The sequence below is a fragment of the Nocardia sp. NPDC004604 genome (assembly GCF_040609795.1).
In the GTDB taxonomy this organism is placed as follows: Bacteria; Actinomycetota; Actinomycetes; order Mycobacteriales; family Mycobacteriaceae; genus Nocardia.
Genome location: NZ_JBEXLC010000197.1, coordinates 1 through 14205, shown reverse-complemented (window position 1 = coordinate 14205; position 14205 = coordinate 1). Strand labels below are relative to the sequence as shown.

The window sequence follows — 14205 nt, the reverse complement described above, 5'->3', positions numbered from 1 at the left end:
GACGCACTCCTGCATTGGGCCACAACCACACTGCCCGACGTCGAGCGCGCCCGCGCGCGCTTCGACGACCGGGCTCGAGCTGAAGAAATGCCATCCCGGCTGCCCGGACAGGGGCGGCTCTGAAATCGTCTCGCCCGAGTTCGCCTCGTCGGGTACGATCGCGGGACTGTTTTCACTGCGGGGAGCCCACGAGGTTCGCATGTGGTCTCCCCGGCAGTTCCCCAGGCTGAGAGCAGGTTTCGCTAATGGCATGTCGTATCAGTGAGCTCGTGCTCGGTTGCCGCGACCCTGAGGTGCTGGCGCGGTTCTGGTGCGAGGTACTGGACTTCGTCGTGCTCGATCGGGAAGACGACGGCACGCTGGAGATCGGGCCGCGCGAAGGGTTCGGCGGTCCGCAGCCGACGATCATCCTCAGTCGCAGGGATGAGCCGGAGCCGGGGAAATCCCGGCTGCACATCGACGTCAACGCCACCGACCGCGATCAGGACGCCGAGCTCGAACGCCTGCTGAAGCTCGGTGCGCGCCCGGCCGACATCGGCCAGACCGGGCAGGAGCAGTGGCATGTCCTGGCCGACCCGGAAGGTAATGAGTTCTGCCTGCTCAAGGCCCGCCTCAACCCACTCTGATAGGTCGCGCCTCGACACCGGGTACCCGGCCGGTGAGCTGCTAGAGCCGGGCGGCCAGGCGCGTGCCCTGATCGATTGCGCGCTTGGCGTCGAGTTCGGCTGCCAGGTCGGCGCCGCCGATGAGGTGGATAGTGGCTCCCGCTGCGCGCAGGGGTTCTTCGAGTTCGCGTACGGATTCCTGGCCTGCGCAGATGATGACGTTGTCGACCGGGATCAGTTGGGGGCGTTGGCGTTTTTCGCCGAAGCTGATGTGTAGGCCGTTGTCATCGATGCGCTCGTAGTTGACGCCGCCGACGTGTTCGACGCCCTTGGCTTTGAGTGCGGCGCGGTGCACCCAGCCGGAGGTTTTGCCGAGGTCCTTGCCGAAGGGGGTCGATTTGCGTTGCAGCAGTACGACTTCGCGGGCGGCAGGGGCGGGTTTGGGCTTGGTGAGCTGGCCGGGGACCTGCTCGTCGGTGGAGTCGACGCCCCATTCTTCCTTCCACTCGTCCAGTTTGAGCGCGGGATGTCCTTCGACAGTGAGGAATTCGCTCACGTCGTAGCCGATACCGCCCGCGCCGATGACCGCGACGCGCTTGCCGACGGGCCGCTCTGCACGCACCAGTTCGGCATAGGACAGCACCATCGGGTGGTCGATGCCCGGAATATTCGGAATGCGCGGGCGCACACCGGTGGCCAGCACGATTTCGTCGTAGTGCGCCTCGATCAGCTCCGCCGCGGTGATCCGCTTGTTCAGGTGCACGTTCACTCCGGTGATCTCGAGCATCCTGGTGTAGTAGCGGATCGATTCGTTGAACTCTTCCTTGCCCGGAATGCGGCGCGCGATATCGAATTGCCCGCCGATCTTGTTGTCGGCTTCGAAAAGATCGACGCGGTGCCCACGTTCGGCGAGATTGACCGCGGCCGAAAGTCCGGCCGGGCCGGCGCCGACGACCGCGACGCGCTTGCTGCGCCGGGTCGGCAGCAGCTTCAGTTCGGTCTCATGGCCTGCGCGCGGGTTCAGCAGGCAGGACACGGTTTTGTGCTGGAAGGCGTGGTCCAGGCAGGCCTGGTTACAGGCGATACAGGTGTTGATTTCGTCGACCCGGTCGGCGGCGGCCTTATTGACCCACTCCGGATCGGTGAGGAACGGCCGCGCCAGCGAAACCAGTTGCGCATCACCGCGAGTGAGGATTTCCTCGGCGATCTCGGGCATATTGATCCGGTTCGACGCGCAGACCGGAATATTCACCTGCTCGGTGATCTTCGCGGTGAATTCGACAAATGCCGCGCGCGGCACCGAGGTAACGATGGTCGGGACGCGCGCCTCGTGCCAGCCGATATCGGTATTGAGAATGCTCGCACCGGCGGCTTCGAGTTCCTTTGCCAGCGCTACGATTTCGTCGAAGGTCTGGCCCTTCTCGACCAACTCGGCCATGGACAGCCGGAATACGATGATGAAGTCGGTCCCTACCGCGGCCCGGGTGCGACGCACGATCTCCACCGCGATCCGGCGCCGGTTCTCCGGCGATCCGCCCCATTTGTCGGTGCGCTTATTGGTGCGCGGCGCGAGGAACTGGTTGATGAAATAGCCTTCACCGCCCATGATTTCGCAGCCGTCATAGCCGGCGAACTGGGCCAGCTTCGCACAGCGGACGTAGTCATCGATGGTCTGCTCGACGCCGCGCGCGGAGAGCTTGCGCGGGCGGAACGGGTTGATCGGGGCCTTGATCGAGGACGCCGAAACACTGCCCGGCATATAGGAATAGCGGCCCGCGTGCAGGATCTGGATGGCGATCTTGCCGCCCTCCTTGTGCACGGCCTTGGTGATCACCCGGTGCCGGTACGCCTCGGTCTTATTGGTGAGCTTGGCGCCGAACGGCAGCAGCCAGCCGGTTCGGTTCGGGGCGTAGCCGCCGGTAATGATGAGACCGACACCGCCGCGGGCACGTTCGGCAAAATAGGCGGCGAGCCGATTGGTATCCCAGGCGCGATCCTCCAGGCCGGTGTGCATCGATCCCATGATCACGCGATTGCGCAGTGTGGTGAAGCCGAGATCGAGGGGCTCGAAAAGATGGGGGAACGAACTCATCGCTGAGTGTCACCTTTCTTCGGGTCCGCGTGCGGGGCTGTTGCACGAGGTTGCAGGGCTTGCAGTACTTCGTCGCACCATTCGACGAATCCGGACTCCACGCGAATGCCCGCGCGCAGCACCAGGTACTGGTGCAGTGGGGTACCGGAGAGCTGATCCGGTGCCGGGAAGTCACGCTTTTCGATGAGCCGGAAGAGCTCCAGCCGCTGGTGGTGCTGATCGCGATGCCGGGCGACCTCGACGCAGAGCGCGTCGATATCGCCATATTCGGCGGCGCGGATCTTCACACCGAGTTCGTTGCGCGGGATAGCGGTATCGGTCGGCTCGGCGATCCAGCGCGCCAATTCGGCGCGGCCCGCCTCGTTCACCGAGTAGACCTTCTTATCGGGGCGCCCCTCCTGGGCCACCGCCTCGCTGCTCAGCCACCCGGACTCCTCCATGCGCTTGAGCACCCGATAGATCTGCTGATGGGTCGCGTTCCAGAAGAAGCCGATGGACTTGTCGAAGCGGCGCGCCAGTTCATAACCCGAACCGGCGCGCTCGGTCAGCGATACCAGCAGCGCATGTTCGAGGGCCATAGCGCAAGGTTATCGTTACACGCAGTACTATGCAACTGAGTGCATAGAGTGTTGGTATCGAGCGTTGACCCGCCTGTCGACGAAATCCGCATTAGGCTGCGCCCATGAGGGCGGCATCGCGCGGCGATTCGGATGGGTTGGTGGTCGCGTGACGGGCGAGCCCGCGGTGGACCCGCGAGCGGTAGTCGGGCAAGCTGCCGGGCGCGGGCACGTGGTGGCGTGGGGATTGTGGGATTGGGGGTCCTCGGCGTTCAATGCCGTGATCCTGACCTTCGTCTTCTCGGTATATCTGACCGACAAGGTCGGTGACGATCTGCCGGGCGGGGTGTCACCGAGCGCCTGGCTCGGTTGGGCGCTGGGCCTCGCGGGTTTCGCGGTCGCGCTCACCGCGCCGATCAGTGGGCAGCGCTTCGACGCGAGCGCGAAACGCAAAGGCTCCCTTGGGGCCTTGACCACGCTGACCATCCTGTCGATGGTGCTGATGTTCTTCGTGCACGACGACTACCGGTACTTCTGGCTCGGTCTGGTCCTGCTCGGCTTCGGCTCGGCATTCTTCGAATTGGCGGGTGTGCCCTACAACGCGATGCTGCGCCAGGTCTCCACTCCCGACGATGTCGGACGGGTCTCCGGATTCGGCTGGGCCATGGGCTATTTCGGTGGCATCTTCATCCTGCTGATCAGCTATTTCGGCTTCATATCCGGCCACGGCGACAACCGCGGCTTGCTGGGCGTGCCCGTGGATGACGGGACGAATATCCGATTGGTGGCGATGCTGGCCGCCGTCTGGTTCGCGGCCTTCGCGCTGCCGGTATTGCTGGTCGTGCCCGAACTACCGCGCACCAATGCCGATCCGGGCGCGGCGAGGGCCGGATTCTTCGGCTCCTACCGGGTGCTGTGGCGGGATCTGCGCGAACTCTGGGCCGTCGATCGGCGCACCGTCGGCTTCCTGGTCGCCAGTGCCATCTTCCGGGACGGCCTGGCCGGGGTGTTCACCTTCGGTGCGATCCTGGCCGTGCGGGTCTATGGCATCGCCGATTCCGATGTGCTGCTCTTCGGCATCGCCGCAAATGTCGTCGCGGCGCTCGGTGCGGTCACCGCGGGGCGTTTCGACGACCGGATCGGCCCGAAGATCGTGATCGTCGTCTCGCTGATCGCCATGGTGATCTGCGGCATCGCGCTGTTGATCGTGTCCGGTCCGACCATGTTCTGGGTCTTCGGCCTTCTGCTCACGATCTTTGTCGGCCCCGCCCAATCCGCCGCCCGTTCCTTCCTTACCCGGCTGGCCCCGCCCGGCCGCGAAGGCCAGATGTTCGGCCTCTACACCACCACCGGCCGCGCCGTATCCTTCCTCGCCCCAGCACTTTTCGGCTTCTTCGTCTGGGCCTTCGATGCCGATCGCGCGGGCATTGTCGGCATCCTGGCGGTCCTCGCCCTCGGTTTGGCGGCGCTGCTTCCGGTGCGCGGGCCGGAGCGGAACGCGGCCTAACGGTTCTTCGCGGGCTGCCAAGCGGCCATGCCGAGGGCGATCAGGCGGACCTGTCGGATGGTGCGGTCGATGATGGCGGGTTGGTCGCGGGGCGCGGCGGCCACGTAGTCGGCGATGCAGTCGGCGACCGTCGAGACGATCAGGTCGGCGGCCAGCTCGAGGTCTTCCGGGGACCAGGAGTCCAGGTTCGGAATGCGGGAAAGGTCGACGACCAACTCGCGGACGATCAATTGCAGCTCGAGTGCGATGGCGTGCTGCAGGGCAGCCGAACCGCCACGGCGTTCCCGGGTGATGAAGCCGAAGAGTTCGCGCTTGGTGGCGACCTGTTCGAAGACGAACCGCACGGTCTCCGAAAGCCGGGCGTCGGGCGTGCGGCGCAATTGGCGCAGGGCCAGCCGCAGCGCGCGGATGCCCTCGTCGACCAGGGCCGCGCCGAGATCGTCGAGTGAGGCGAAATGGCGGTAGAAGGCGGTCGGCACAATGCCCGCGGAACGGGCGATCTCGCGCAGGCTCAGCGCACCGAAGCCGCGCTCGGCGGCCAGCGCAAGCGTGCCGTCGAGCAGGGCCTGCCTGGTGCGCTCCTTGCGTTCTATTCGGCTACCTGCGGGCTCGCTCATCACAGTGAGCATACATCCGTTCACCATTCATCCATTCCGAGGATGTAGTTCGGGTCACATCAATTGCTGGTTGACACCGGACCCGGTCCATCAGTCACACTTGTTGAGTGTACAGGCGTGCACTGAAATATTCGTCGAAGAAGTTCGGGAGCACGCCGCAGCCCGACAAGTAGAGGCATCCGCGGCATGAGCTCGGGGTCCGCTGGGCAGCAGCTTGCGTGACCACGGAGGACCCAGTGTCCGCCGCACATTGAACGGAGAACCGCATGGTCGGACTTCTCGACCTGGTACAAACCCTGACCACCCCGCACCCGCTCGATCGCTACCTGGAGCTCGTCCATCCGACGCTGACGGCTCGCGAGCTGCGGGCGCAGATCACCCATGTCCGCCGCTCGGCGCCGGGTTCGGTGACGCTGACCCTGCGTCCCACCCGGCAGTGGCGGGGCCACGCCGCCGGACAATATGTGCAGATCGGCGTCGTGATCGACGGCATCCGGCACACCCGGTGCTACTCGCCGGTGAATCCGGAGGCCCGGCGCAACCGGCACATCGAACTGACCGTCAAGGCGCATCCGGGCGGCCTGGTTTCGCAATATCTGTACCGCAATGCGGTCCCGGGCATGGTTGTCAGCCTCGAACCCGCCGACGGCGTCTTCCGGCTACCCGAACCGCGCCCCGAACGGGTGCTGCTGATCAGCGGCGGCAGCGGCATCACGCCGGTGCTGTCCATGCTGCGCACCCTGGCGGATGAGGGCTACCCGGGCGAACTCGCCTTCCTGCACTATGCGAAATCGCCCGAAGTGGTGCCACATCGTGCGGAGCTGGAGGCGATCGCGCAGGCGTACCGGAACTTCCGCATCGAGGTGCGCCATCCCGGCGACGGCTCCGGCCACTTCGACTACGACCAGCTCGAACACATCGCGCCGTGGTTTGCCGATGGCGAGACCTATGTCTGCGGACCGCAGGGCCTGATGGATGCGGTGCGCAAGATCTTCGAGGCCGAACGGTTGGACCACCGGCTGCACGCCGAGGAGTTCACCCTGTCCACCACCCCCGTCGACGCGGACGAGGCGTTCGGCACGGTCAGCTTCACGGCCAGCGGCAGGACCGCCGAGAACAACGGCGCCGTCCTGCTGGAACAGGCCGAGGCCGCTGGCCTGACCCCGGAATACGGCTGCCGGATGGGTATCTGCTTTTCCTGCACCGCGGTGCGGCGCACCGGCTGCACCCGCAATGTGCGCACCGGCGAAACCGACAGCGATCCGGATCAGCCCATCCAGCTCTGCATCAACGCGCCCGTCGGCGACGTCGAGATCGATATCTGAAACAACAAGGGGACCAACGCAATGACAATTTTGACCGAAACGAAAGACGGCCCGCTGGTACTGAGCCCGGAGCAGGTCGAGGAACTCGGCCAAGCCCTGGACGACCTGCGCGCCCGCATCGTCGCCGACCTGGGCGACCGTGACCGCGAATACATCTACTCGATCATCAAGGCGCAGCGCGGTTTCGAGATCGCCGGTCGCGGCCTGATGTATCTGGGCTTCCTGCCGCCGTTCTGGCTGGCCGCGGTTGCCGCGCTGAGTGTGTCGAAGATCCTGGACAATATGGAGATCGGCCACAATGTCATGCACGGCCAGTACGACTGGATGCGTGAACGCGGCCTGAATTCCCGTGAGTTCGAATGGGATACCGTCTGCCCGGCGGATCAGTGGAAGCATTCGCACAACTACATGCACCACACCTACACCAATATCCATGGTATGGACCGCGATATCGGCTACGGCATCCTGCGCATGGATGAGGCGCAGCAGTGGAATATCCTGCGACTCGGTCAGCCGCTGTACGCCTTCGCGCTGATGGTGGCGTTCGAGTGGGGCGTAATGGGCCACGACCTCGAGGTGGAGAACATCCTGCGCGGCAAGAAGAGCTGGGCGGAGGTCAAGCGATTGCTGAAGGGCCAGTGGCGCAAGGCCGGTCGGCAGGTGCTCAAGGACTATGTCGTCTTCCCGGCGCTGACCGGTCCGCTGTTCCTCAGCACGCTCGCCGGGAACGCCGCCGCGAATCTGGTGCGTAACCTGTGGGCCTTCTCCATTATCTTCTGCGGCCACTTCCCAACGGGCGTACAGACGTTCACCGAAGCGGAGACCGCCGAGGAGACCCGCGGCGAGTGGTACGTCCGGCAGATGCTCGGCTCGGCCAACATCACCGGTGGCAAGCTGTTCCACATCATGTCCGGTAATTTGTCGCATCAGATCGAACACCATCTGTTCCCGGATCTGCCCGCGAACCGCTATCCGGAGATGGCGCCCGAGGTTCGGAAACTGTGCGCGAAGTATGGATTGCCGTACAACTCCGGTTCGCTCGGAAAGCAAGTCGGATCGGTCTGGCTGAAGATTCTCGAGTTGGCGCTGCCGCCGTTCTTGGTCGGGAAGGAGTCCACGCCCGGTGTTATTGTGATGCGACAGCGAAACACAACCGAAGTGGGCGTGTGAATGATCGGGAAATTCGAAAGTAACAAGGATCTAATTCAGGAATTGACTTCCTCGGGCGCGCGACATGTCGGAAATATCGCCAACATCATTACCGGCACCGTCGCGGAGGTCACCAGGGAGATCGGTGAGTGGATCACCGATGCCATCGAGATGAACGAGGCCGCGGCCGCCGCGCGTAAAGACGCGGCGGCGCAACGGGGCGACGAACTCGTCGACGACGACGATTTCGCGGGTGCCGTGGTCCGGGACCGGGCCGATGTGTCCTATGACGCGGAGGTCGAGCCGACCACCTCGTTCGTCGAGGCCGAGGTGGTTGAGCCCGACAACGACCGATAGGGGGCTCGAAGACCCCCGGTGATCACCACACCGGCAGCCTGCGCCGGTGTTCGGCCACGTCGGTGATCAGATCCTTGTATCCGTCGGCCAGTTCGGCCAACCGGCTCCACTGCAGCTGGGCGTCATCGTCCAACTGCAGTGGGTGCGGGCCGGCGGGTGTCGACATACCCAATGCATGTTGTGCCGCAACCCATTTCGCCGCCATCCGATCGATGACGGCGCCGAGGGTCTCGGTGTGCAGCGAGGCGCCGGTGCGGTGCTGCACATGGGTGGCGACCCAATTATCGATGCGGCCCACGAGTTCGGTTCGGTGCGCGTCGGTGTCGTCGACGAGTTGCAGGCTCCGCGCGACGCAGCCGCTGGGCGCGTTTGGAGCATGCGCCGCCAGCAGGGCGTTGTACCTGCATTCATGGCATTCGACCAATTCGTGTGCCACGGCGAGCACGCGGTGCCGGTGCCGCTTCGGATCATCGGGTTCGCGAAATGCGCGCAGTAGCGCGACTGGCGATGGCAGCTCGACGGCTCCGATTCGGCCTGCGGCATATTCGGTAGGCATGATGCACGCCCCTGCGGTAACGATTGATGTATCTGGATGCGCCAGGGCCGAGGAGGATTTCGGGGAGGGGCACCCCTCGGCTCCGGCGCAGCCCCGCAGCCCGGACGCCCCCTCACACAGTCCACCAGCACGGCAAAGAAACCGGGAAATCCGCGACGATGCGATGAGGAAGACGGCCCGAGAAAATCGGGACCTTTTCAGGAAAGCGCGATAGTCGAATCGGCGCAATAGTATGGTGTAAAAGCAGATGAGCTGCCTGGAAATCGTTATGATCCGTTACGGATCGGTCACATACGCGCCAACATTCACGCCTTAACGGAATCGCCGAGCGCATGGGCAGCAATCACTTCTGGCGAGGCATACCCGCGACGTCGTTCGATAGACTAACCTCGACGTTTGTGCCCGCATATGTGTCTTCGCCCGAGCTGACATTCGGGTTCATGTTCGCGCTGGAAGACCCCGAGCGAATCGCCGAGGTCGTGCGCACGCTCATCCTCCGCAAGACGGTGTCGGTCTTTCGACTCGCGCGCCTGTCCGACGACGACGGACCGCCCGAACGCTATGTCGTGAACTGGGCGGTGATACCACAGATTTCGATCACCACCAGCGCCCCCGATCCGGATGAGCTGGAGGCGAGCCAGATCATGCTGGTGAACGCCTTCCTCGGCGAGGACGGCGAAGTGAGTTTGTACTCGGCTCAGGGCCAGGCACCCGGCTGACCCTCTTTTTTTGCGGAACGGCAACCTGTCCAGTCCGCTGTAGTAGTCGCCGAGAATCCAACGAAGTTCGGGATGTTCACTGGTAGAGGGTGATTCGACGGTTCCTGGTTGTAGGTCAGTCTTCGGCCTGCTCGCCGTCGAGATGTACCGCTGTCAACCACGGTATGACGCACTCCTGTTCTGCGGGAATTGATTCCAGCGTTCCAGGCGTCAGTGAACGCAACGAGTCCACCCTCGAGGCGTACAGGTCCCAGGTGCTCAGCGTTCGGCTGATGAATCTGTTGTCTAGATTGCTCAGGTCCGGTCGCCTGAGGTGATCTCACCCTCGGGCGACCCGGCCTGAGGCAACAACCGCTGCTACACCCCCGAACCACCCGAACCGGCCGCCATCGCAGCCCGAGAACGGACGAATCCGAGCCGTGGAGAGCTTGACACCCCGATTAGGAATCGAGGGCCTGGTAGACCGTGGTCCAGAAGTCGTGGATGAGCCACGCCGGATCGGGGGTCGACAACCCGACCTGGGTCAACAGGATTCCGGTGAGTTGGTTGCTCGGGTCGGCGTAGGCGGATGTGCCGGTGCCGCCGTCCCAGCCGAACTGGCCGATGGGGGCGTAGTCGCCGCGGTAGGTGCGCACCGCCATCCCGAAGCCCCAGCCGCCGTGCTGTCCTTGGCCGAATGAGATATGGACGTTGTTCTTGGCCAGCGCATTTCGGGCGGCATTCTGTTCGGGCGTGAGGCGGTTGGTGGTCATCAGCTCGACGGCGGGCTGGGACAGGATCCGTTCGGTCCCGTGCATCCCGTAGTTGAGCAGCATCTGGAAGTAGGCGTGATAGTCGTCGGCGGTGGATACCAGCCCGCCGCCGCCATGCTGGAAGACCGGAGGTTCGCTGAACTTCCCGCCGACGGCCTCGTCCCACACGATGAACTCGCCGGTCTGCGGGTCGGGGGCGTAGCTGGGCGGCAGCCGGTCGATCTTGCCTGCCGGCACGTGGAAGCCGGTGTCCTGCATGCCCAGCGGTTCGAAGATGCGTTCGCGCAGAAAGCTTTCGAACGACTGGCCCGCGACCCGGGCGACGAGCACCGCGAGCACATCGTGGCTGAGTTCGTACTGCCACCGTTCGCCGGGCTGGTACGACAGCGGCAGCTCGCCCAGGAGGCGCATCCACTTGTCCGGCTCGGGCGCCGATGCGGCCTCCCCGCTGTAGTTGGCCCGGTCGAGAACCGCGTCCATGATCGGGGAGCCCATCAACGTGAGATCCACTCCGAGCCCGAACGTGGAGGTCAGCAGGTCCCGTATGGTGATCGGTCGCTGCGCCGGCACGGTGTCCTCCAGTGGTCCGTCGGCCCGCCTCAGCACCTGACGGTCGGCGAGTTCGGGCAGCCACGGATCTACCGGGTCGTCGAGCCGCAACCGACATTCGTCGACCAGGATCATCGCCGCCGCCATCGTGACCGGCTTGGACGTGGACGCCATCCGGAAGATCGTGTCCCGGCGCATCGGAGCGTCCCCGTCGGCGCGCATCGTCCCGATCGCTTCGACGTGTGTCTGTCCGCCCCGGCTGACCAGAGCGACGACCCCGGGAATCTTTCCGGACTCGACATGCCGGGCCAGCACGTCGCGTACTCTGCGTAGCCCCGCTTCAGTAAAGCCGCTGGTGTTGTGTTCCATCATTAATCTCCTTGTTTATAGTGTTCGATCTGCGGGACCCGTCCCGGTGTGGCGCCCATGGCCTCGACGGTGCTCCCCGAAGGCCGCAGGTCAGAGGCTGCTGGCGGCTGCTCACGCAATCGGTGCCCGGGGCACATCCCCTCACGCGGCGTACAGGGCTCCGGTGATCTTGCTGGTCATCGCGGCCACGGTGGGGCTGGGCTGGCCCTGGTGGGTCCGGGTCGCGGCGTCGATAGCGACCAGGACGGTGCTGCGGAAGTTCTCGGCCTCGGCCGGATCCTGCTGCCCGAGAAGGCTCATGGCTGCGGTGAGTGCCGGCAGCACCTGGTCGGCGAGTTCGGCGACGTTCTTGCCCTTCAGTTTGATGTCCTTGGACTTCGCGGCGAGTACGTGCCCGACCAGGCCGGTCGCGGCGTACAGGGCGTTGCTGCCGTTGGTGGCGGCCTTGTGGGGCTTGCCGGTGGCATCAGCGGCGGCGATCAGCGAGACGGCGCCGTAGGCGGCGGTGCGCAGGGTGGCCTTGTCCTGGTCGGTGAGGGTGAGAGTGACGGACATGGTGGTTGCTCCCTTTGAATCTGTTCTGCCCGGGTCGGCGTATGTCCTACTCGCCGAACTGATTACGGAGGCAACAATCGCCCGCCGTCCTGACGCCGGACTGACATCGTGCTGACACGACCGCTGACACAGAGCTGACAGATCCCGCCAAGTCCATAACTTGCGCACGCGAAGCGTGCATCTTCACCGTGAACGAAAGCAGTCAGATGATCATGGTGCCGAGCGTATGTTGACGGGTCGAGATATAAAGGGGACTCATGGGTCCTCGCTATCGTGAACGTGGGTCGATTCGACGGTGATTGCTTCGGCTTCGTCCAGGTCGTCGTACTCCATGGGCCAGCCGTCGGCACCGATCTCGCACAGTGAACCGTCTGCGCGCTCGCACAGTGGGTTGCTATCGCTGGGGGCCAGTTCGAGTTTGAGCCGGGTGTCTTCGTGGAAGGTGGCGAGGAGTGCCTGGACGGATGGGGCGATGTCGTTTCGCTGGCGGTGCTCAGTCATCCGCGTTACGTCCCAACGGGTTTGGGAGGTCGGTGGCGCGCAGCAGGGCGGTCCAGTAGTCGTTGCGGAGTGCGTTCCAGAGGTCGTTGTGCTCGGGGAGCAATCGGCGGGCGTCGACCAGGTCGGGGTAGGTGTCGAACAGAATCGTGCCGGGTTGTGCGTCGGGGACCAGTGTGCGCGACGGGACTCGATGGGCGGTGAACGCTTCATGCGGGAACTGCACGCGCAGGATTCGTGCGGAACTGCGGACCAGTTGCCAGACGACGGTCTTGCGGCCGTCTCGAGTTTGTGTGGTGCGCAATGGATCTCGGCGCATTACGACACCTTCCCGTTGGTGCGCCCGATGCCGGGGGACTCGACACCCCGGTATCGGGACGGTTCTGCGGGTGCGGGCTGGTTTGCCCACTCGCGGACGGCGTCGGCGAACTGTTCGACTACCTCGGCGGAGGCGCCGGTGTAGATTGCAGGCGGCCCGATGAACGGGTCTCGCTGTGGAAGCTCTCGGCTCGGCATTTGCCGACCTCCCGGACCTCGACGAATGTTTGGTGCGCCCAGCCCCGACAACCCCTGAATGTCGATGCGGGAGTGGACTGCTGGTGGGGCTAGCGGGTCGTTCTCCCCGCCGGTCGCACACTCAGTTCAGCACCGCCACAACGAGCCGGGAACGTTCCCGGGCATATTTTCGCCAACGAACACACAAGGTTCCGCCATGCGGCTGAGAATGGTTCCCAGACGAACGTGAATCGTTAGCAATCCCATGGAGCCGACACGATGACCACAGGTTCGACCCTCCCACGCCGGATACTGGCCCGCCTGCTCAGAGAGCGAAGGGAAGCGGCAGGCATCGCCGCGGAGACCGCCCGCAGAGCGATCGGCGTATCGAAACAGACGTTCTGGCGAATGGAGACCGGGCAGCCGACCCGAATCAACCCGCTGTTCATTTCCCATCTGGCCCAGATGTACCGGGTTGATGACCGGACCTCGGACGTGCTCCTAGGGCTGACCGAGGAATCGCAAGGCAAGGGATGGTGGCATGCCTTCGGAGATACGATCCCGAAACACTTCGATCTCTATGTCGGACTTGAAGATGCCGCTAAACGCTTCAGTGCGTACCAGGCGACGCTACTTCCCGGCTTGCTGCAAACCGCTGAATACCGCCGAGCGGTGATCTGGACCGAGTTTCCAGCTATGCCGACCAGCGAGGTCGAGCGCCGGATCGAAATCCATACTCGCAGGCTCGAGCGTCTGGGGAGCCGAACCAACCCCCTCAACGTAAACGTCTTGGTGGATGAGTCAGTGCTGCGTCGCGTCGCGGGCTCACCGGAAATCATGGCTGCTCAACTCGGGCACCTGGTGGCCAGTGACCGATTGTCGAATGTGTCGGTACGAGTTGTGCCGCTGACAGCCGGATTACACAAGGGCACGAGTACAGGATCCTTCATCTTCCTCGAATTCCCGCGCCACCCAACCGCGCAGCTCACAGAGCCACCCGTGATCTACATCCAAGGAATCACGGGCTCTCTGTACCTCGAAAAAGCAGACGAGGTCGACCAGTATCGAGACGCCTATGCTGGGATTCAGGGCGTAGCACTGGATGAGGGCGAGAGCCGCAGGCTCATCCTCGAGATTGCAGAGGAGTTGACCCGGTGAGTGTCGATCTATCGGGGGCACGATGGTTCAAGAGCAGCCGGAGTTCGGCTAACGCAGAGTGCGTAGAAGTCGCCTTCCTCGATGACGGTCGGGTCGGCGTGCGAGATTCGAAGAATCCCATTGGCCCAGCTCTCGTGTTCACGCCTAGCGAGTGGGATGCTTTCATTGCCGGTGCGAAAGGGCATGTCGAGTGAGTGCTGATTTGTTGAATGCGGATTGGTTCAAGAGCACTCGCAGCGGGGGCAGCAAGGACTGTGTGGAAGTTGCCTTCCTCGGTGACGGTCAGGTTGGCGTGTCTCGGGCACCTACACCCTGGTGGCCGTCGCCGAGCACATGCGCCCGAGC

The 14205-nt window shown here is 64.2% G+C and carries 18 protein-coding genes; 9 read left to right on the top strand and 9 right to left on the bottom strand.

The annotated features are described in order from the left end of the window. Positions 1-245 precede the first annotated feature (245 nt). A complete protein-coding gene (locus ABZW16_RS39730) occupies positions 246-626 on the top strand; it encodes a VOC family protein (protein ID WP_354961309.1) in 381 nt (126 codons plus the stop codon). Positions 627-666: 40 nt separating this feature from the next. On the opposite strand, the gene ABZW16_RS39725 is transcribed toward ABZW16_RS39730, so the two are convergent. After that, the gene (locus ABZW16_RS39725; RefSeq protein WP_354961308.1) at positions 667-2697 is read right to left on the bottom strand and encodes an NADPH-dependent 2,4-dienoyl-CoA reductase; all 2031 of its coding nucleotides are present in this window, start codon (positions 2695-2697) and stop codon (positions 667-669) included. Further along, positions 2694-3275, bottom strand: coding sequence for a PadR family transcriptional regulator (locus ABZW16_RS39720; RefSeq protein WP_354961307.1), 582 nt, complete (start codon positions 3273-3275; stop codon positions 2694-2696). The genes ABZW16_RS39725 and ABZW16_RS39720 overlap by 4 nt, the downstream gene beginning before the upstream one ends. Positions 3276-3423: 148 nt before the next feature. On the opposite strand from ABZW16_RS39720, the gene ABZW16_RS39715 reads away from it, so the two are divergent. Then, positions 3424-4761 (top strand): MFS transporter, encoded by a 1338-nt coding sequence (locus ABZW16_RS39715; protein WP_354961306.1) that lies wholly within the window; start codon positions 3424-3426, stop codon positions 4759-4761. On the opposite strand, the gene ABZW16_RS39710 is transcribed toward ABZW16_RS39715, so the two are convergent. Next, a complete protein-coding gene (locus ABZW16_RS39710) occupies positions 4758-5378 on the bottom strand; it encodes a TetR family transcriptional regulator (protein WP_354961305.1) in 621 nt (206 codons plus the stop codon). The genes ABZW16_RS39715 and ABZW16_RS39710 overlap by 4 nt on opposite strands. A gap of 266 nt (positions 5379-5644) precedes the next feature. On the opposite strand from ABZW16_RS39710, the gene ABZW16_RS39705 reads away from it, so the two are divergent. From ABZW16_RS39705 to ABZW16_RS39695, 3 genes are read left to right on the top strand one after another with little or no spacing between them, the layout of a single operon-like run. Next, positions 5645-6703 carry an FAD-binding oxidoreductase gene (locus ABZW16_RS39705; RefSeq protein WP_354961304.1) on the top strand — a complete coding sequence of 353 codons (1059 nt, stop codon included), beginning with the start codon at positions 5645-5647 and terminating at the stop codon, positions 6701-6703. Positions 6704-6724: 21 nt separating this feature from the next. After that, a complete protein-coding gene (locus ABZW16_RS39700) occupies positions 6725-7873 on the top strand; it encodes an acyl-CoA desaturase (RefSeq protein ID WP_354961303.1) in 1149 nt (382 codons plus the stop codon). After that, the gene (locus ABZW16_RS39695) at positions 7874-8209 is read left to right on the top strand and encodes a hypothetical protein (RefSeq protein WP_354961302.1); all 336 of its coding nucleotides are present in this window, start codon (positions 7874-7876) and stop codon (positions 8207-8209) included. Between the two features lie 22 nt (positions 8210-8231). Here the strand turns inward: ABZW16_RS39695 and ABZW16_RS39690 are convergent, their stop codons facing one another. Beyond that, positions 8232-8765 carry a DUF4254 domain-containing protein gene (locus tag ABZW16_RS39690; protein ID WP_354961301.1) on the bottom strand — a complete coding sequence of 178 codons (534 nt, stop codon included), beginning with the start codon at positions 8763-8765 and terminating at the stop codon, positions 8232-8234. Positions 8766-9205: 440 nt separating this feature from the next. On the opposite strand from ABZW16_RS39690, the gene ABZW16_RS39685 reads away from it, so the two are divergent. Beyond that, the gene (locus ABZW16_RS39685) at positions 9206-9484 is read left to right on the top strand and encodes a hypothetical protein (protein ID WP_354961300.1); all 279 of its coding nucleotides are present in this window, start codon (positions 9206-9208) and stop codon (positions 9482-9484) included. A gap of 440 nt (positions 9485-9924) precedes the next feature. On the opposite strand, the gene ABZW16_RS39680 is transcribed toward ABZW16_RS39685, so the two are convergent. The 5 genes from ABZW16_RS39680 to ABZW16_RS39660 all read right to left on the bottom strand — a co-directional run bounded on the left by ABZW16_RS39680 (position 9925) and on the right by ABZW16_RS39660 (position 12723). After that, complete coding sequence (locus tag ABZW16_RS39680; protein WP_354961299.1) at positions 9925-11154, bottom strand: serine hydrolase domain-containing protein; 1230 nt, start codon at positions 11152-11154, stop codon at positions 9925-9927. 141 nt (positions 11155-11295) lie between these two features. Then, positions 11296-11709, bottom strand: coding sequence for a hypothetical protein (locus ABZW16_RS39675; RefSeq protein WP_354961298.1), 414 nt, complete (start codon positions 11707-11709; stop codon positions 11296-11298). Positions 11710-11964: 255 nt separating this feature from the next. Continuing rightward, positions 11965-12210 carry a hypothetical protein gene (locus tag ABZW16_RS39670; protein WP_354961297.1) on the bottom strand — a complete coding sequence of 82 codons (246 nt, stop codon included), beginning with the start codon at positions 12208-12210 and terminating at the stop codon, positions 11965-11967. Then, positions 12203-12526 (bottom strand): hypothetical protein, encoded by a 324-nt coding sequence (locus ABZW16_RS39665; protein WP_354961296.1) that lies wholly within the window; start codon positions 12524-12526, stop codon positions 12203-12205. Before ABZW16_RS39665 ends, ABZW16_RS39670 begins: the two co-directional genes overlap by 8 nt. Continuing rightward, on the bottom strand, positions 12526-12723 hold the full coding sequence (locus ABZW16_RS39660; protein ID WP_354961295.1) for a hypothetical protein: 198 nt from the start codon (positions 12721-12723) through the stop codon (positions 12526-12528). The genes ABZW16_RS39665 and ABZW16_RS39660 overlap by 1 nt, the downstream gene beginning before the upstream one ends. A gap of 258 nt (positions 12724-12981) precedes the next feature. On the opposite strand from ABZW16_RS39660, the gene ABZW16_RS39655 reads away from it, so the two are divergent. The 3 genes from ABZW16_RS39655 to ABZW16_RS39645 form a co-directional block, all read left to right on the top strand. Next, positions 12982-13860 carry a helix-turn-helix transcriptional regulator gene (locus tag ABZW16_RS39655; protein WP_354961294.1) on the top strand — a complete coding sequence of 293 codons (879 nt, stop codon included), beginning with the start codon at positions 12982-12984 and terminating at the stop codon, positions 13858-13860. Continuing rightward, positions 13857-14054: a DUF397 domain-containing protein gene (locus tag ABZW16_RS39650; protein WP_354961292.1), complete on the top strand. Its 198-nt coding sequence runs from the start codon at positions 13857-13859 to the stop codon at positions 14052-14054. The genes ABZW16_RS39655 and ABZW16_RS39650 overlap by 4 nt, the downstream gene beginning before the upstream one ends. Beyond that, positions 14012-14205: DUF397 domain-containing protein (locus tag ABZW16_RS39645; protein WP_354961291.1), on the top strand; the 194-nt coding region annotated here is incomplete at its 3' end. The genes ABZW16_RS39650 and ABZW16_RS39645, both read left to right, overlap by 43 nt.